The sequence below is a fragment of the Anaerosporobacter mobilis DSM 15930 genome, from assembly GCF_900142955.1.
GTDB classification, from domain to species: Bacteria; Bacillota; Clostridia; order Lachnospirales; family Lachnospiraceae; genus Anaerosporobacter; species Anaerosporobacter mobilis.
The window spans coordinates 42,151-61,284 of sequence record NZ_FRCP01000006.1 but is presented as its reverse complement, the minus strand read 5'-3'; the positions used below and the strand labels follow the sequence as shown (position 1 = coordinate 61,284).

Annotated in this window: 14 protein-coding genes; 12 read left to right on the top strand and 2 right to left on the bottom strand. The window is 34.7% G+C overall.

Going from position 1 to position 19,134, the window contains the following annotated elements; translation table 11 throughout:
• Positions 1-104: 104 nt before the first annotated feature.
• The gene (gene msrB, locus BUB90_RS03105) at positions 105-1,055 is read left to right on the top strand and encodes a peptide-methionine (R)-S-oxide reductase MsrB (protein ID WP_073282710.1); all 951 of its coding nucleotides are present in this window, start codon (positions 105-107) and stop codon (positions 1,053-1,055) included.
• A 194-nt stretch (positions 1,056-1,249) separates the two neighbouring features.
• On the opposite strand, the gene BUB90_RS03100 is transcribed toward msrB, so the two are convergent.
• The gene (locus BUB90_RS03100) at positions 1,250-3,646 is read right to left on the bottom strand and encodes a cellulase family glycosylhydrolase (protein WP_073282706.1); all 2,397 of its coding nucleotides are present in this window, start codon (positions 3,644-3,646) and stop codon (positions 1,250-1,252) included.
• A 563-nt stretch (positions 3,647-4,209) separates the two neighbouring features.
• Positions 4,210-5,766, bottom strand: a complete 1,557-nt coding sequence (locus BUB90_RS03095) for a helix-turn-helix domain-containing protein (RefSeq protein ID WP_073282704.1) — start codon at positions 5,764-5,766, stop codon at positions 4,210-4,212.
• Between the two features lie 195 nt (positions 5,767-5,961).
• Here BUB90_RS03095 and BUB90_RS03090 point away from each other — a divergent pair, with 195 nt between their 5' ends.
• The 11 genes from BUB90_RS03090 to BUB90_RS03040 all read left to right on the top strand — a co-directional run bounded on the left by BUB90_RS03090 (position 5,962) and on the right by BUB90_RS03040 (position 19,134).
• Entirely contained in the window at positions 5,962-7,974 is a 2,013-nt protein-coding gene (locus BUB90_RS03090; RefSeq protein WP_073282702.1) for a methyl-accepting chemotaxis protein, read from the top strand.
• 236 nt (positions 7,975-8,210) lie between these two features.
• The gene (locus tag BUB90_RS03085) at positions 8,211-9,743 is read left to right on the top strand and encodes a sensor histidine kinase (protein WP_073282699.1); all 1,533 of its coding nucleotides are present in this window, start codon (positions 8,211-8,213) and stop codon (positions 9,741-9,743) included.
• Positions 9,744-10,083: 340 nt separating this feature from the next.
• On the top strand, positions 10,084-10,590 hold the full coding sequence (locus BUB90_RS03080) for a DUF4367 domain-containing protein (RefSeq protein ID WP_170865430.1): 507 nt from the start codon (positions 10,084-10,086) through the stop codon (positions 10,588-10,590).
• Between the two features lie 64 nt (positions 10,591-10,654).
• A complete protein-coding gene (locus tag BUB90_RS03075) occupies positions 10,655-11,287 on the top strand; it encodes an RNA polymerase sigma factor (RefSeq protein WP_242952471.1) in 633 nt (210 codons plus the stop codon).
• Complete coding sequence (locus BUB90_RS03070) at positions 11,277-11,897, top strand: hypothetical protein (RefSeq protein WP_139241693.1); 621 nt, start codon at positions 11,277-11,279, stop codon at positions 11,895-11,897. The genes BUB90_RS03075 and BUB90_RS03070 overlap by 11 nt, the downstream gene beginning before the upstream one ends.
• A 244-nt stretch (positions 11,898-12,141) precedes the next feature.
• On the top strand, positions 12,142-13,443 hold the full coding sequence (locus BUB90_RS23770; protein ID WP_073282695.1) for a hypothetical protein: 1,302 nt from the start codon (positions 12,142-12,144) through the stop codon (positions 13,441-13,443).
• Positions 13,444-13,790: 347 nt separating this feature from the next.
• Positions 13,791-14,834: a LacI family DNA-binding transcriptional regulator gene (locus tag BUB90_RS03060; protein ID WP_073282693.1), complete on the top strand. Its 1,044-nt coding sequence runs from the start codon at positions 13,791-13,793 to the stop codon at positions 14,832-14,834.
• A gap of 64 nt (positions 14,835-14,898) precedes the next feature.
• Positions 14,899-15,825: a glycoside hydrolase family 113 gene (locus BUB90_RS03055; RefSeq protein WP_073282691.1), complete on the top strand. Its 927-nt coding sequence runs from the start codon at positions 14,899-14,901 to the stop codon at positions 15,823-15,825.
• A gap of 16 nt (positions 15,826-15,841) precedes the next feature.
• Positions 15,842-17,629, top strand: coding sequence for an ABC transporter ATP-binding protein (locus BUB90_RS03050; protein WP_139241692.1), 1,788 nt, complete (start codon positions 15,842-15,844; stop codon positions 17,627-17,629).
• 220 nt (positions 17,630-17,849) lie between these two features.
• Positions 17,850-18,392, top strand: a complete 543-nt coding sequence (locus BUB90_RS03045; protein ID WP_073282689.1) for a beta-class carbonic anhydrase — start codon at positions 17,850-17,852, stop codon at positions 18,390-18,392.
• A 58-nt stretch (positions 18,393-18,450) separates the two neighbouring features.
• Positions 18,451-19,134, top strand: a complete 684-nt coding sequence (locus BUB90_RS03040; RefSeq protein WP_073282687.1) for an AlkZ-related protein — start codon at positions 18,451-18,453, stop codon at positions 19,132-19,134.

The window sequence follows — 19,134 nt, the reverse complement described above, 5'->3', positions numbered from 1 at the left end:
GATACGTAAGCACAGGTTTGTTAAGAATGTAAGATATGTATGCTATGTGGAAAAGAGTTTCGCAATTGACTAAACTCATATACAAAGAAAGGAGATTTAATCCTATGAAAAAAGAAATTTACCTAGCTGGTGGATGCTTTTGGGGAACAGAAAAGTATCTAGAAAACATTCCTGGTGTTCTGTCTACAGAGGTCGGATATGCCAATGGAAATACGGTTAATCCAACATACAAAGAAGTGTGCTACAATAATACAGGACATGCAGAAACAGTAAAAGTAGAATATGATGATGACAGAATTGGGTTACTTTATATATTGGAACTTTATTATGATGTAATTAATCCAGTAAGTATCAATCGCCAAGGTGGTGATATTGGTTCCCAGTATAGAACTGGAATCTATTATATCGATGATAAAGATGAGGCAATTATCCATGGCTCTATTAACGAACTTCAGAAAAAATATAAAGATAAAATTGCAATAGAAGTAAAGCCCCTTGATAATTACTACAAAGCGGAGGAATATCATCAGAAATATTTAGACAAAAATCCTGAGGGATACTGCCACATCGGAGCTGACAAATTCGAGAAAGCTAAAAAGGCGGTGGATTCTAGTAAAAGATTTGTGAAAAAACCTCTAGATGAACTAAAAAATACCTTGACTGAGACGCAGTTTGCTGTGACGCAGAATAATGCAACGGAACCTCCGTTTAAAAATGAGTACTTTGATCAATTCGAGGAAGGAATCTATGTAGATATTACCACTGGTGAACCACTTTTTATATCAAATGATAAGTTTGAGTCAGGATGTGGATGGCCGAGTTTTTCGAAGCCAATTGACAACAATTTGATTACGAGTATTATTGATAAAAGCCATGGAATGATACGAACGGAAGTAAGAAGTAGAACCGGTGATTCACATCTTGGTCATGTGTTTGAAGATGGTCCAATCGATAGAGGGGGATTAAGATATTGTATCAATAGTGCCTCCTTAAAGTTTATTCCCAAGAAGAAGATGGAGAAAGAGGGATATGGTGAGTATCTGAAGTTATTCTAAACGATATAACCCTCGAGTCCCAATGTAAACACTGTTTGCTATGTAGTTAGTTTTCTATAAAAAACCAAGAAGTTAAATATCTATAACGTGTACCATTTACTTGTTATAGAGAATCACTTTCTTGGTTTTTTATTTTTTTCTTGGATTACAATGGATGAATTCTTAAGCTATATGAACTTTCAATAGTTAAAGACCTAATTCACACTTGTAACAAGAAAGGCCTCCCACGCACCAGCAACTGTTTCACTAATGGCATGTAGTTTACTGTTTTGATTTATTTGAACATACTTACAATTAGCAACTGAATAGATAGCATATTGGGTGTCCGTAATTTTTTCAAGATAGAATTTCTCCCATGTACCAATAGTGCTACTTCTTGGGAGAAGTTGATTGTCTTCATCAATAACGGCACAAACATATTTTCCATTCGCTCTTGATTTGAATGATACCGTACCATCGGAGTTGTTTTCTATATATAAGGTTTCCCATGCACCGCTACAGGAGTCGCGGTTTGCAACAAGTGGATTACTTCCATTGTTTTCCGCACAGACAACCTTGCCATTTTGAATTGATGTGATGCAGTAATCGCCATTACCCAAGGTTGCATAAGTGATTTTTTCAATAACAATAGCAGAAGTTTTATCATTAAAGTCGCCAAGAGAAGAGGCATCTGAAAGAAGAACCTTTTTACTTCCTTTAAAATCAGCATCGTTGTATAGTGTGATCTTATAGCCCTTTGGAACTTTTACTGATGATATGGAATCATTTGTAATTCCTTTTGAAACCATATCATTATAATTATATTTTCCTGGTTTTAGGTTTGTGGAATGCCCACTATAATTTGCATCTATGTAGAAGTCAGCACCAGTTTCCCCAGCATTAGGATCATAAGTAAGGTCAGAAGAACTTCCTACCCGTGTGATTTTAAATGCTTCCCAAGCTCCAGCTACGGAACTGCTAGTAGCTGTTAATTTGCCCTGTTTGTTTAAATCGGACTGAATATATTTGTTGTTTGCTACGGCCTGAATGGCGTATTCACCAGTGGCAATCGAGACAAGCTTAAACTTCTCCCAAGTGCCGATTGATTGACTCCTAGCAAGAAGCTGGTTTTCTTCGTCAATTACCGCACACACATATTTATTGTTTGCAGCAGATTTAAAAGAAACCGTACCGTCGCTATTATTTTGTAGAATAAGTGTTTCCCAAGCTCCACTACAAGATTCACGATTGGCAATGAGAGGATCGGAACCACTATTTTCAGCGCATACAACACCACCATTGGCAATGGAGGTAATATAATATTCACCGTCAGTTAGCAAACCACCCGATGGATTTCCAGAATCTATTGTTCCAGGAAGATAAGATTTGATAACATTGTATATCTTGGTATTTACCCATGCATTATTGGTTCCTACAGTGGACCATTTTTGTCTTATGGTAGCCGCTGAATCATTATAGATATCTACAGTACTTGGACTATGATTATAGATACCCCAAGAGCTGTTTCCAGTTACTTTGTACGTCCATGTTGTCCAGTGCCAACCTTGTTTGTTGTAGGTGGACATTGTGTTTTTCCAAGCATCTTCTACATCAAAGCAAGTAAATTCACCAACGAAAGTAGGGACACCGTAATTATGGTTCGCAATATCGTTTACTTTACTTGCCGTATAAGAAGCTTGACCAGAAGCGCTGGTAACATGATCCCATGGATAATAATGATATTCGTAAGCAACGTTACTCCAGCCATATGTAGAAGGATGCGGTAAGTCATTGGCATCCCAGCAGGATTCCATAATAATAATATGATCGGAATCTTTTGATCGAATTGTATTATAGATTTCGTTGTAGAAATCCCATTGTACACTTGTAGTTGCCGCAGCTTTAACTCCTGGTTCGTTTAAGATATCATAAGCGGCGATAGCTGGATTACCGTTAAAATGTTCGGCAATTTTTTCCCATAACCACAAAGTTTTGGAGCGGTTTGTTTGATTCCAGTACAGTTGTTTACCATCATTAATTTCACCAGAGTGGTCCATGCCATTTTGGGACCCAAATGCACCATGTAGATCAAGAATTACATAGATTCCGCGTTGACTACAGTTGTTTACGAACCAATCCAGACGATTCCAAGCATTGGATTTTAAGTTGCCGTTATCATCACATAGATTCATGTAAGTAAAGGGAAGACGTATAACACTCATACCCATAGCAGCACAGTTATCAAAATCTTGCTCTGTCCAATAATTATCTTCATAAACAGCAATTAGTTCATCACGAACAGTGGTACCAAAACGGTTCTTTAACGTATTCATCATGGTCTTCTGGTCACTAGCGTTGGTTGGATTCATCCAATGTTCTTGTACAAGCCAACCGCCAGCATTGGTTCCTCTTAGATACACAGAATCACCGTTCCCGTAATTCTTCTTAATTGAAGTTTTGTTAGTCTTCAAAAAGTCTGCAGAAGTAAGACTAACCGAAGCCTTAACGGTTGGTGTAGGTGATAATGCGGTACCTGTGAATAATAAGCCGACTGTTATAGTCAGACTAAGCAGGGCACTCAGCCCTTTGGTGAGAAAATGTTTCTTTTTCATTGTGTAAACCTCCCTTTAAATTATCAAAGTGAATTGTGAGATTCTAGGCTGTATAGAAAGTGTATCTTTGCCTATAAATCTTTTGGAATCACAAAGATTCTCTTAGTTCCCAATAAAGCTACAATTATATTAAAACGTTTTAATATAATCCTAAAAAAATAAATTTATGCAGTAATATAATGTTTAGAAGTGATAAGTAATGCAAAAACAAAATGGAAAATACATGTGAAAATATACTAATTTATTACTTTTTTATAATATTACCATTAAAATATTAAAAAAGCAACAAAGAAAAATAATAAATAATAAAAAATATATACAAACTGTTGTAAAATACTATTAAAATAAATCAATAATTGAGTGAAACGTTTTAACTCTGGGATGTAGTATTTGGATAAGAATACCAGTTTGTATCGTTCTAAGAGATGAGTTTTGTGTAAGTTAAAAATAAAGAGACTGTTACAAAATATAGCTTGAACATCTATAATATTTTTCAGATAGAATGCATTGAAATGCAACAGCCTCCAGACGTTAAGGAACATGTAGCAATGAACTTTATAGAACTATTGGAGCTCTTTGTATAAAACTTTGATATACTCCTCTATTAGCAAAATAATATCCTGTTTATCCTTGTTAATAGGAGATATTTTTTGCCAAAGTGAATTGTAATAGGTTACAAATGCATTTACAATCACTGGATCATTAATAGACAAACGAACGTCAGATTCACGTTTGGTATCGAATACTTCCAAAAGTACCAATTGTCTTTCTTTAATAAGCAGGGTAATATTTTGGATAAAGTCATTACTATCATGATAAACCATTGCTATTTGATAAGTAGAATATGTTTTTATAATATATATAACGTATTTCAGGTAATCAATAATATCCTGGCTTTCCATTGTTATAATTTTAATTCCTGCGTATGTATATAGATATAATCTTTTTTCTTCACATAATTTATCTAATATGGATATAAAGTAGATATCCATAAAGTTATGAATGTGAAGGTTATTATAAAAACCTTCATATTGTTTTTTATAATAATATATGGATAGCTCTTTTTCCTGTTCGGACAAATCTGTTTGATTAATAAACTTTAGATACATATTCTCTGGTAATAATAATTTGCTAAAGCTATTATTGTAGCTATACTGATTTCCTCTTTTCTCGCTTACTTCGGTTAGAGTGGAATAATAGATTCCATTCATATCAGATTTGTAATGTTTAATTATATCATTGGCATTGTTTGCAATTAGTAAATCGGCATAATTGGTAAATACATCGATAGCGGAGGTGTTAGTAAGATAAAATGCACAGTCAATACCTGAATAAGAATCAGAAGGAAAACAGGATAGGGCACCTATTGCGGATACTATATATAATTCCTTTCTGGTCATGAAGCTCTCGTAATTAGTTAAGTAAAACAGTTTAAGTTTACCGGTTTTAATTAAAGGTAAAACAAAATGAATGAATCGAATTATACTGCCTATACTACTATCTAGTCGTAGTATGAATGTGATTTGCCAATCGTTCTTAATCGCTTCTAAGAGCTTTTGTTTTAGTATATTTAAGTTGTTATCAGTAAATATAAGGCTATCTAAATTATTATGGTAAGATAGGTATATTTTTTTATTTTTATTGTTTGTGTCTAGTATAGCCAGGCTCAATAAAGATAGAAAAGCATAATAAATATTTTCAATGCCATAAAGTAATTTATCTTGATTAGATAAGCTTATAGCATTATTAAGTCCAAGATTCACAGCTTCTTTATTTGAAAAATTAATCTTTTTGTTTTGCAAGCGTGAAGAGTTGTTTAAAGAATTATGTAGTATCCAATAAATCTTATCTATATTACTATCTGTGTCTGGAGGGGGGATTCGTTCTACGTTTTTGTATAATTCGCCCAGTATCTGTAGCTGCATTGGATTGGCTGGAAATTTGTTTAAATATCCAGCAATACTATCCAAGTAGGTATAGGCTGGTATTCTTTTTTCATGCACCCATCGATTCACTAGAGAACTATCAACATTTATAGCTTTTGCTAATTGGCTCATGCGTATGTTAAATGTTGTCAGTATTAATTTGAGGCACATGCCAAAGGTCATATCATTGTTCAAAGTTTTGCTCCTTCTTTTTGTCATGTCAATGTCATTGACATTTCCAGCTTTACTATTTCTATAGATCTTTTTTTCGACTATAATCTCCAGTATGTAATACATTATAATAAAAAGCTTTATTAATGAGAATTATTATAATGTATATATCATGATCTGTGCAAGATTTAATATGCAAATAGGGAGGAAAACAAAAGAATGAAAAAGACGAACTCAGGAAAAAAAGAAAGCATTAGAGTAAAATTAATATTGTATTTTACGATGATAGTTTTACTATCGTCAATTACTTTAGGAGTTATGAGTATAAAGGTAGCCAGTAACATTATTACAAAGGAAGCAGAAAGTACAATGATAACATTGGCGAATGATGCGGCCAAACTAGAATACAGCAGACTAGAAACTCAAAACAAAAGGTTGGAAACAATTGCGGCAATAGATGAAATAAGAAGTATGGATGGAGTCTTGCAACAGCCAATTCTGGTAAATATGTTGAAGGAAATGGGTTTTTCTGAACTTGGAGTTATTCACTTGGATAGAACTGTAGTATATAGCAATAACGAATCCATCCAGTTACCGGAGTCAGATCCGATTTTAAATGTATTAGAAGGAACAGAGGCGGTAATTAATTTTACGATTAGTCCTATGACAAATGAACTTGTTTTAGTACAAGCAGTTCCTATCGTTAAGGATAATAAGGTGGTAGGTGCGCTACTAGGACGTAGAGATGGAAGCGCTTTAAGTGAGATGGCTGCAGATACCGGATATGGAAAAGAAGGGTATGGGTTTATCGTTAATAATGAGGGAACTGTAATAGGTCACAAAAATATCGATTTAGTAAATAGTCAATATAATTCTATTAAAGAGGTAGAAAATGATAAAAGCTTGGAAGAATTGGCAGCAACTATGAGAAAGGCAATTACCGAAGAACATGGAACAGGTAACTATAGTTTTAATGGAACAAGACAGTATGTCAGTTTTTGCTCTATACCAGGTACGGATTGGACATTTATATTGGCCGCTAGTGAAAGTGAAATATTAGAGCCAATACGATCATTACAAAATATGATATTTGCAATTGTCATATTCGTACTTATTATCAGTATTATTATAACGTATAGCATTGGTAATTCTATTTCCAGGCCAATTATTCATACGGTAAATTATGCGAATAAAATCGCTGCGTTAAATCTTTCGGAAGATATTGATGTAAAATATATAAGCAAAAAAGATGAGATAGGTGATTTATCAAAAGCATTGCTAAGTATAACACAAGGGTTTAAGAATATTATTTATGAAATTAACAACTCTTCTTCCCATTTGTCTACGGATTCCCAAAATTTATCCATAACTTCTCAACAGACTGCCAACTCGTCTCAGGAGGTTGCAAAGGTCGTAGAGGACATAGCTCAAGGAGCTTCCGAGCAGGCAAAACATACAGAAGTTGGATCATTAAAAGCTTCGCAGTTAGGGGAAACGATTGAGAAAGTTCAGCACTATATTGGAAATGTAAATGATTCCTCGAATGATGTAACAAAAGTAGTAAAGGCAGGTCTGAATGAAATTGATTTATTAGGAAAAATAACGCAGGAAAATACAATGGCGGTAGAAGAAATATATAGTGTCATAATGCAAACAAATGAAAGTTCCATGCGTATTGTAGAGGCAAGTAATGTAATAGAATCTATAGCATCACAGACAAATTTATTATCCTTAAATGCTGCAATAGAGGCAGCAAGAGCTGGAGAAGCTGGAAAAGGGTTTGCGGTCGTGGCAGAGGAAATAAGAAAACTAGCAGAACAATCAGCAAGTTCAACGCAAGAAATCAATGAAATAGTAAATGAACTTCAAAACAATACTAAGAATGCGGTACAAACGATGCATAGAGTAACAACCATATCAAACGAGCAAGCAATCAGTGTTACAAACAGTAAATGTAAATATAAATTAATTGAAGAAGCAATGCAAACGACTATGGAGGCAGTTAAGATTTTAAGCTCTCAGGGAAATGAAATGAATTCTATGAGACAGGACATTTTAGAAATAATAGAGAATTTATCTGCAATAGCAGAGGAAAACGCAGCTGCAGCCGAAGAGGCATCTGCGTCGACGGAAGAACAGACAGCTTCGGTAGAAGAGATTGCAGCGGCCAGTGATAATTTATCTGAACTTGCTAATAAACTTAGAGATTTAATTGGTAATTTTAAATTATAATGTTGTTGAATAAATTGTCAATAGAACCATGACTTAATAAAAGGGAACATTTCTTAACAAAGGAGCTAGAGAGACATCTGTTACCAAGGATTACAATTGTAGTATATTCTTATATGGCTTTAGTCTCTCTTGTTATGGGTAGTAAGTTATTCATATAGCTGGTATACTAAACTTATGATATAATACAAGATAATATAAGCACAAGAAAAAAATTTAAAAGTGTAGGGTGGGTAATATTGAATAAGAGTAAAGTTAAAAATAGTTTTTTTTCTCTCGGTGTCCTTTGTAGTTCATTACTTATTTGTGAAATTCTTTATCGCTATGATTTTGGATATCAGAACATAAACATTATTATGTCTATGGCAATATTTATTATTACGGCGGTTACAGAGGGATATATTTATGGTGTGTTATCAGCAGTTATCGGTGTATTTGTATATGATTTTCTAATAATTTCTCCAAGATTAGGTTTTAGTTTTACTGTGAACTTTCCAGTAACACTGATTATTCTACTACTTGTAGTATTTACTAGTAGCACGATTACTAATAGGATTAAGGCACAGGCGAAGGAGGCTAAGCAAAAGCGTCAACATGCTGAATTGTTATACAGTATTAATCGTAAGCTTCTATCTACAAGAGATATGGATACCATCATAGGATACTCGATGGAATACCTCACAGATGAGCTGGTGCATTCCATAGCATTTTTTGAAGAAATTAAACCAACGGACAAATTAAATCCTTATTTTATTCGTGTGAAAAATGATGTAGACATTGATTATTTTAAGAGAGAGGGAGTAGCTAATCTAGTACGGCAAGCGGCAGATAAACAGGAAGCCTTAGAGGATAAAGACTATGGCTACTTTTTACCAGTTGTTACACAGAACATTACATATGGGGTTTTTGCTTTTGCTTTTCTGGCAAGAGAATTGAATAAGAAGCAAAAGATATTTTTAGAAATTATAGCGGAACAAACAGCTCAAGCAATTAGAATGTATCGTCTTACGGTAGAGCAACAAGAAGTTAATGTGATGATAGAAACGGAAAAGGGAAAGAACAGTTTTCTAAGAAGTATATCTCACGATTTAAGAACACCGCTTACAGGAATTATGGGGGCTAGTTCTACTTTATTAGAAGAAGGGGAGAAGATCCCTTATGATGAACGGACCAAACTGATAGAGGGAATACAAAGTGATTCTCAGTGGCTTCTTAATATGATTGAGAACATATTATCTATTACGAAGGTTCAGAAGAACAATATGGTGATTTATAAATCGGAAGAAATCCTAGAAGAGATTATAGAAGGAGCTGTACTAACTTTTCGAAAACGCTTTCCTAATGCCAAAATTACTGTAAAACTGCCTGACGATGTGATTTTGCTTCCGGTAGATGTTATGTTAATTTCTCAAGTTATTATTAATCTTTTGGAAAATTCACAAAGACATGCGCTTGGCCAAAGATCGGATGTGGCAATAGAAGTTAAGGAGATGGAGGGCTTTGTGAGTTTTATAGTAAGCGATACTGGTCCGGGAATAGATGAAAAGATTCTTCCATTGCTATTTAAATCTGCGATTACGCCAGATGCCCCGTGTAGGGATTCGACGAGAAATTTGGGAATCGGACTCTCTATTTGTAGCACCATAATTAAAGCTCATGGAGGCGAGATATATGCAAACAATCGCCCAGAAGGTGGGGCGCAGTTTATGTTTACCATACCTCTTAGCACTGAATTGGGTGAAAAGAACGGTATTGCCTTAGAGGATAAATAAGGAACTGGAAAAGGTACTTGGATTACTTCCGCGATCACCAGTAGTACTAGAAGGGGTTACGGCTTCTAAGATTTTGCGTTGAAGAATCAAATGCTGACGTGCTCAGATTTGCAATAATTTATTAGACTTTAGGTCACCGTTTCATATTAGAAGGAAACAGTGGCCTATTTTTTATGGGTTGAAAAATTTATAAATAAATTGCAACATTTCTAACTTCTCAAGTGTATATAAGATAGAACCGTTAAGAATAATGGTTACTATTTATGGATATCGGGCCAACGGAGCCAATTTTAAGAATGACCATATTAGACCGTTGACCAAGAAGAAAGGGAATGATAATATGAAGAAAATGATGAAATGCGTAATGGCATTAGTGATGGTAGCGTCAATGACAGGTTGTGGTAAGGAGACTAAAGTACCAACAGAGCCTGTTGGAGAGAATACTCAAATTCCTAATCCATTTGCGGAGTGTGAGACAATTGAGGAAGCAGAAAAACTTGCTGGATTTGATCTTGTGATACCAGAGAAAGTACCAGAAGGATTTTCTGATAAGAATATCAGTGCAATTCAGGATGAGATGATTGATATCACTTACGATAATGGAGAAGATAAATTATGTATTCGTAAGGGAAAAGGAACGGATGATATAAGTGGTGATTATACACAGTATGATGAGATATCTACGGTAGAAGTTAACAATCAAAGTGTAACATTAAAAGGAAGCGGCGACAAGATTAATGTGGCTGTTTGGCAAGACGGAGATTATACTTATTCAATTGTTATGAACAGTGGAGAAGCAGGTATCGATAGCAACGTAATTATTGATATGGTAAAAGGGATAGAATAAAAGGAATAGTGAAGCGCGACACTGTGGAAATTGGTGTCGCACTTCATATTATGTAGGAGCGGTTATGAATAATGTATGTATAAATCAAAGACTAAATATACCTTTTGTGACACGAGTAATGCTAGTATTTTGTGAGCTTTTATTAGCGGCAAGAACAAGATTTTACTTTCTACTAAAAGAAGATTGTAAAGTCTTGGATCATGTAGTAACGAAAGCTGAAATAAACAAACAAGCAGAACATCTACTTAACGATTATGGTAATTCTGTATTACGAATGGCATATTCTTATTTGCATAATGCTAGTGATGCAGAAGATGTTTTGCAAGATACGATAATACATTTTATTAAAGATAGACCAATGTTTGAATCGACAGTACACGAAAAAGCATGGGTTATGCGTGTTGCAATTAATATATGTAAAAACAAGATTAGATATAACAAGATTAGAACTACAGATGAACTAAGGGAAGAATTGATAGGTGAAGAAAAAGAAGATTTAGTGTTTGTATGGGAAGCGGTTAAAAGCCTACCTGTAAAGTATCGTGAAGTAACACACCTCTATTATCATGAGGGATATTCCACTAGTCAGATTGCTTCGCTACTAGGGAAGAATGAGCGGACAGTCCGCTCCCTCTTACATCGAGCAAGAGGAAAGCTCAAATTGATTCTAAAGGAGGCGTATGATTTTGAAGGGTAGATATAATAAAATTATGGATAATATTCAAGTAACAGAAGTGATACATGATAGAATTATGAGAAAAATTGATGAAACAGATTTTACTACCGAAACAACAAATCGTAGTTCATATTATCAATATCGAAGAATTATATCTATAGCGGCTTGCTTAGCAATCATATGTATTGGAATTATTGGAGGAAAACTAGTATTTAATAATGGTGAGAATTTAGTTGAACAAGTAGTGCCAGATATAGTGGAGTATAATTCAATTGTTGAACTAAGTCAAAATGCGGGATTTGAGATTTCGGAGGTAAAGAACGTTCCTTTTAGTATTGAAAAGACCACATACACTCTGTATTGGGGAGAGTTAGCCGAGATAACGTATTCAAATGATGAAGAAGAACTTGTATATAGAAAAGCAGTTGGTAATGAAGATATAAGTGGTAACTACAATGAATATTCTATGGAAAAGAAATGTAAAATTGACGATTATGAGGTAACCATTAAGGGAGATATGAATGGATACACCTTAGCTGTTTGGCAAAAAGATAGTGATTCCTATTCATTAGAATTCTCTAAAAGAGTATCTGAAATGGTGATTTTAGATATTATAAAAGAGTTGAAATAATAGTATATTTCAACTCCCTATGTATTGGCATGGGGAGTTGAAATCGTATAGAAGAAATACAGAAGTATTGGACTAAACCATAGATTTGCATTCATTTGCATTCTAATAAATTGTAGTTTTTTGTAGAATATTCTAGATATATCATATAGATATAGTTGACATAGTATAGAAAATTGAGTAAAATTTAGTATAAGGTTGTTTTGTTACTAAAAACAGCTAAAAATACATAAAGAGGAGATAAATAATGAAAAGACCAAAGATTGGAGTTATGAGATTATTAGTATTAACGGTGTTATGCTGTGCACTAATGGTAGGAAACTTTATTATACCAAATCAGGTGGCAGAAGCAGCAACTAAAAAGGCTTCAATAAGTGTAAAAGAACTGACAATACCTGTTGGTAAAATGGACAGTAAGGTTTACTGGAACAAAAATTCATGGGAATTAAGCAATGGAGAGGAGCTTTCTGTAAAAAACAAAATAAAAGGTGCAACGTATCAATTTACATCTAGCAACTCCAAAGTTGTAAAAATCAGCAAAGCTGGTGGTTATTTAACAGGTGTTAAGGCTGGAAGTGCAACAATTACCTGCACACAAACTTACAAGAATAAGAAAATTACAGTAGGGAAATGTAAGGTTACTGTAAAAAACGCTACATTAATATCGGAAGATGCAGTCCTCCCTGTTGGAAGCGGTGGATTTGATCTAGCAGACTATTATAGTTCTTCAGATTCTATGTTTACTATAGCATATCGAAATCCAAAGGCTACTTATACAGTAACATCAGATAGTAGTAACTTCACTATTAATGAAAAGAAATACGATGCTTCATCAGCAAAAGATGTCACAGACAATGATGAATATAAATCTGTACTTAAGGATTATATTGGAAAACGTTATTTTTATGGATATCAGTTTAAAGCAGAAAAAGCAGGTACATATACAATTACAATAAAAGAAACATATAATAAGAAAACAAAAACCTTAGGTAGCTTTAAAGTAGAAGTAAAAGATGCAAGTATTGCTGAACCGAATGTAGAGTTACTAGTAGATAATTATATCAATGTCTTTAACTTACTTAACTACACGAATGCAAGTTCATTATATTATTTTGAAATAAAGGATTATGATAAAACAAATCCAGAGAATAATGTATTGGATCTTATTCAAGATGAAAGCTCATTATATCTACACGGAAATAAAACGGGTACCGGCGAAGTTATAATAAGAGAAGGATCAGAACAAGGAACCGTTATAGGAACTGTTACTGTTGTTGTAGCTGAGGCTCCTTGTGAAAGCATTACTTTAGAATCTGAGGAATACACGGCATATGTAGGTGAGTATTTTAATATATATTATGATTTAGAGCCTTGGGAAACCACAGATAAGGTAACCATTGAGTCTGATAATTCCAAAGTTTTAAAAGTAGAATATAATCAAGAGGAACAATCATGGGAATATACACCTTTGAAGGCTGGAGAAGCAAAAATCACAATTAGGTGTGGAAACCAATCCGTAGTAACTAAGGTTATAGTTGAAGAGTGGTAAGAACTCAAGAATATGTGTTACAGTTAAAAATTTATAGCTAAGAACGTAAATAAAATACAGATTTTAAATTATAATTACTATTAATTAAACATAAGAAGTCTTTGCATAATTGCGATATAAGCAATCGTGCAAGGGCTTTTTCTTCGTCTATTTTATCTAATGCATGATACTAAAAAACTAGATTATTAAAAAAATGCACACTAAATGCACATGTGTGCATAAATAGTGCATAATTATATGCATATATATGTTGACGTTCTGATGTGCTATAGGGTATATTGAGGATAGGTGATGGAGATAGTACAAAGTAAGATTCTAAGAAGGAATTATAGTTTAGGAGGAGTTTGATGAAACGAGTAACGATTCAAGATATTGCAGCTAAGTTAGAGTTATCTAGAAATACCGTTGCAAAGGCTCTAAATGGTGGAGAAGTCTCAAATGCTACTAGAATGACAGTGATACAGAAAGCTTATGAGATGGGCTATGAAAAATTAGATGCTACAATGATTGAGCAGGCAAAAGGGTTATCAAAGAAAAATGTCGGTGGTACCATATTGGTTTTGTTTAACCGTGCAGAATCCACCTTCTGGAATAAAATCATTACTGGAATCAGTGATGAGATTAATGATAATGGTTATCGCATGCAGATGTATATTGTGGAAGAAGATGATTTGAATGCAACAGAAACATTAAAAGCTGCATCAGAGGATACGAAAGGGATTATTCTTCTGTGCAAGTTCCCACTACCATTTGTCGAAGGATTAGCCATAAGCAAATTGCCAATTACTATGTTCAATGCACCTAAGAATGGAGAGGCATATCTCCGTTTTGGTAATATTATAGCGATTGAAGGTAGACATGCTATCGCGGAAATCGTGCAGGAACTGATTAGCCAAGGAAAACGAACATTTTCTTTTGTTGGATGCAGTGACGCGTCAATGAGTGTTTCTATGCGTTATGAAGGAATGAGGCAGACGATAGTAGCGAATGGTATAACCATAGAGGAATCTTTAATGTTAACTAAGGGAGAGCCAAACAGTTACTATAACTTTAGTGTGATCGAGGAAAATATAGAAAAGCTTCCTTATTTTCCAGAGGTGTTTGTCTGTGTAGATGATGATGTAGCTAAATATGTAGCAACAGCCTTAATGAAAAAGGATATGAAACTCGCCAAGGATATCATAATTGTAGGGTTTGATAATACCATCGAACCTGAATTCTTTAAGTCGGATATTATTACCGTAGAGATAAGAATGGAGGCACTTGGAAGACGTTTGGTATCAACAACATTAGAAAAGATAACCCATCCGGAATTTGATAACGCGATTATTACTGTTGCCACGTATCCTGTACCAAGAAGGATGTGCAACGACAGACATATTACAAAATAATAGTCTTTTTACGATAAAGACTTCACAATTGCCTAGTAATAGCAATAGAAGGAGAGAAAACAATATGGATTTTATAAAAGGATTTACATTCAAGTTAAACCCAAGTAAGACACAAAAATTTGCAGGAGAGGAGACAAAAGAGTCTCTGAAAACTTTGGTAGATACTACAGGTTGCGATACCATTATCTTAGCTTTCATCGCTTTACAAGATACCCCTCAATCAGAGGAGATTGATTATATAGGGGAACATATTCCTACAGATGAGGAGCTTATAAGCGTTATTGATTATGCAAGAAAACTAGGTCTTAAGATTATTCTAAAGCCAATGCTTAATTGCAGAGACGGAGTGTGGAGAGCACATATTAACTTCTTTGATGTAGAAGTTCCTTGTGAGCCAAAGTGGAGTAAATGGTTTGCAAATTATGAAAAATATATTCTTAAATATGCTGAAATTGCAGAGAGAACTCATTGTGAAATGTTTATGGTGGGATGTGAGTTGGTTCAAACAGAACGAAAAGAGGAATACTGGAGAAATCTAGTTCAAAGAGTAAGAAACGTATACAATGGCCTTGTTACATATAATACAGATAAGTACCAAGAAAATCAGGTTAAGTGGTGGGATTGCCTCGACGTGATATCATCTAGTGGATATTACCCACAAACAAGATGGGAAGAAAATCTAGATCGTATTGAAAAGGTAGTAAAACAATATAATAAACCATTTTTCTTTGCGGAATGTGGTTGTATGTGCGTGAAAGGATGCCAAGAGGTACCAAATGACTGGACATTTGAAGGTGAACTAGATTTGAAGGTACAAGCAGATTATTTTAAGGCAATGTTTGAGACTGTAAGGGAACGAGAATGGGTGGAAGGCTATGGAATTTGGGACTGGTCTTCTAACTTTAGAGAAGACTTACCAGAACAGAGAGGATATAGTGTGTATGATAAGCCTTCAGCTAAGGTAATCAAGGAGTTTTATCAAACTCTGTAAGGAAGGAAAGGATAGAATGACAACAGAGAAAATGGATTTTGAGACAGAAGGCACTCTTACAGAAGAATTTGAAAAAAACAAGCATAACTCCTTAAAACTATTGTTAAACATATACAAAGGGAACTATGGTAAATTATTGGTATCCTCGTTCTTCTTCGTACTAAAACATACGCCGGCGTGGGCAATGCCTATTGCCATTGCAGGTATTGTGGATGTTGCTACGAATCCCGGGGATTATCCTGTAGGGAAAATTGCGTATTATGTTGGAATTATGGTGATATTAATTGTTCAAAACATACCTACAAACTATATATATGTAAGGATGTATAGTTTGGCAATTCGTGATGTGGAGGCAAGGCTTCGTGGAAGTTTAATACGTAAGCTGCAGCAATTGTCCATTGGGTATCATAAGAATATGCAGTCAGGAAGATTGCAATCAAAGATTATACGTGACGTAGAAGCGGTAGAGTCAATGTCAACGCAAGTATTTACCAGTTTATTAGCAATTGTTATAAATATAGTTGTTGCGTTTTCTGTTATTATTACAAAGAATATGGTGGTATTTCTATTCTTTCTTGTTACCATACCGATTGCAGTAATTACAATTATTGCATTTCGAAAAAAGATAAGACTAAGGAATACTGAGTTCCGTAAAGAGATGGAAGAAACCTCAGCTAAAGTAATTGAGATGGTGGAGCTGATTCCAGTTACAAGAGCGTATAGTGTTGAGGAAAAGGAAATTAATCGTTTGGAGGAGCAAATTAGTAAGGTTGCGCACAAAGGGTATAAACTAGATGTAATACAATCTCTCTTTGGTTCCGTAAGTTGGGTAATCTTCCAACTCTTTCAAGTGTTATGTCTTGCTTTCACAGGAACTCTAGCATATAAGGGAAAAATCAGTGTTGGTGACATTGTACTTTATCAAACGTATTTTTCAACCATAGTAAATAGTATCTCACAGATTGCTAATCTAGTACCAATCTTCACGAAAGGAATAGAATCCCTTAATTCCATCGGTGATATTCTTACCGTTCATGATGTGGAGAGCTATAAGGGAAAACGTAAGGTGAAGAAACTAGAAGGATATTATGAATTCAATGATGTAGTCTTTTCTTATGGAGATGGAGAAAAGAATGTATTAAATCACTTTAATCTCCAAGTTAATAAGGGAGAAACGATAGCTTTGGTTGGAGGTTCTGGGGCTGGAAAAACAACAATAATGAATCTTATTATTGGATTCCTAAAACCAACAGAGGGAACTGTACTTATTGATGGAAAAGATATGAGGGAGTTAGACATTCGCAGCTATCGCAGATTTATGGCAGTGGTGCCACAGGATAGTATCTTGTTTGCGGATACACTTCGAAACAACATAACTTATGGTTTAGATTCTATTTCAGAAGAGCAACTAGATCAAGTATTGCAACAAACCAGTTTGAAAGAATTGGTAGATTCCCTACCGATGGGTTTGGATACAGTAATAGGAGAACATGGTGGAAAGTTATCTGGTGGTCAAAGACAAAGAATATCCATTGCAAGAGCATTACTTAGAGATCCACAGGTTGTACTTCTAGATGAGGCAACCTCAGCACTGGATAGTATCTCTGAATTGAAGATACAGGATTCTTTAGAAATACTGACTAAAGATAAGACAACGTTCGTAGTTGCCCATCGTCTATCTACGATTAAGAATGCTGATAAAATTGTTGTACTTAAGGAAGGAAACGTAGAAGAAATCGGTACCTATACACAGCTGATGGAGAAAAAGGGTGAATTCTTTAAACTTAAAACATTACAGTCATAAAAGTGTGATATAATGGAAACCGTAGCAAGAATATTGCAAAATATAGTCAATTGAGAAACTCTTCTCCATGACCATAACATATCTGTGTTTTAAGGCTGCCTACTACAATTTCACTAAAATTGTAACGGCAGACATAAAACACATTGATATGTTTATCGTCATTACTAAGAATTTCGCAATTGACTAACAATGCAAAGTAGAATAAAAGGAGAGAGCAAGTATGCTTGATGAAATTCTAGAATATAATAAAATTTTTGTTGAGAATAAAAGCTACGAAAAATATATTACCAATAAGTTTCCAGAAAAAAAGATCGCCATCGTCTCTTGTATGGATACAAGATTAACAAAACTATTACCTGCAGCTTTGGGGCTTAAGAATGGTGATGCGAAGATCATTCAAAACGCAGGTGGAGTGATATCCCATCCATTTGGAAGCGTTATACGTAGTTTATTAATAGCAATTTACGAATTAAATGTTAAAGAAATATTAGTAATCGGTCATACTGATTGCGGAGCTAGATACACAGACAGCCAGAAGATGCTAGAGAAGATGAAAGAGCATGGAATAACACAAAATAATATAGATATGGTTAAGTATTGCGGAATTGACTTTGACTCTTGGCTTGGTGGTTTTATAGATTTAGAAGATACTGTTAAGAAATCAGTAGAGTTGATACATAAACATCCTTTAATACCAGAGACGGTAATGGTACATGGCTTAGTAATTGATTCTGTCACTGGCGAGTTAAGTAAGGTTGATTAGGACAGTGATTCACCGGAGGCAACAGCAGTATAATTAAGAATGAGGGAGGGGAATAGTAATGAATTCTATTCATAACTTTAATGACTTTCTGACCGAGCTATACCAAGCGGGAATGAGCGTTGGCGGTGAGAATAACGAAGGGGTTTTCTCTTTATGTAGTTATTTGGGGGAAGAGATATGCTGGCATACAGAAGATGCAGATACGGACCCATGGGAATGGCGCATGCGTGTATTAAATGAGAAAGAAGACATTGCATACGGTAAGTTCTTCTTTAAGAAGAGTGGTTATATTACGAAGGAGTGGTTTCCTTACTTCTATGCAATTCGCCGTGGACGTAGGAGATTAGAAGAAGAATATGAAGCAGGTACCATTAGTCAATATGCAAAACAAATCTATCTGCTGATAGAGGAATATAAGGAATTACCTCTGCATCTCATTAAGCAATATGGTGGGTTTACCAAAGAAGATAAATCAAAGTTTGACCGGGGGATAACGGAGTTGCAGATGCGATTCTTTATTACAATGTCTGGACGAGCTAGGAAGTTGTCTAATGCGGGAGAAGAATATGGGTGGTCATCAACCGTATTCTGTCTAGTAGAGGACTTCTGGGGAGAAGAGTTAATAATAGAAGCTGAAAAGATTGATCCAGAGCAAGCGTATGAGAAGATTCGGGAACAAATCTATAAACTAAATCCAGAAGCAACAGAGAAAAAAGTGAAGAAGTTTATTGTAGGCTATTAA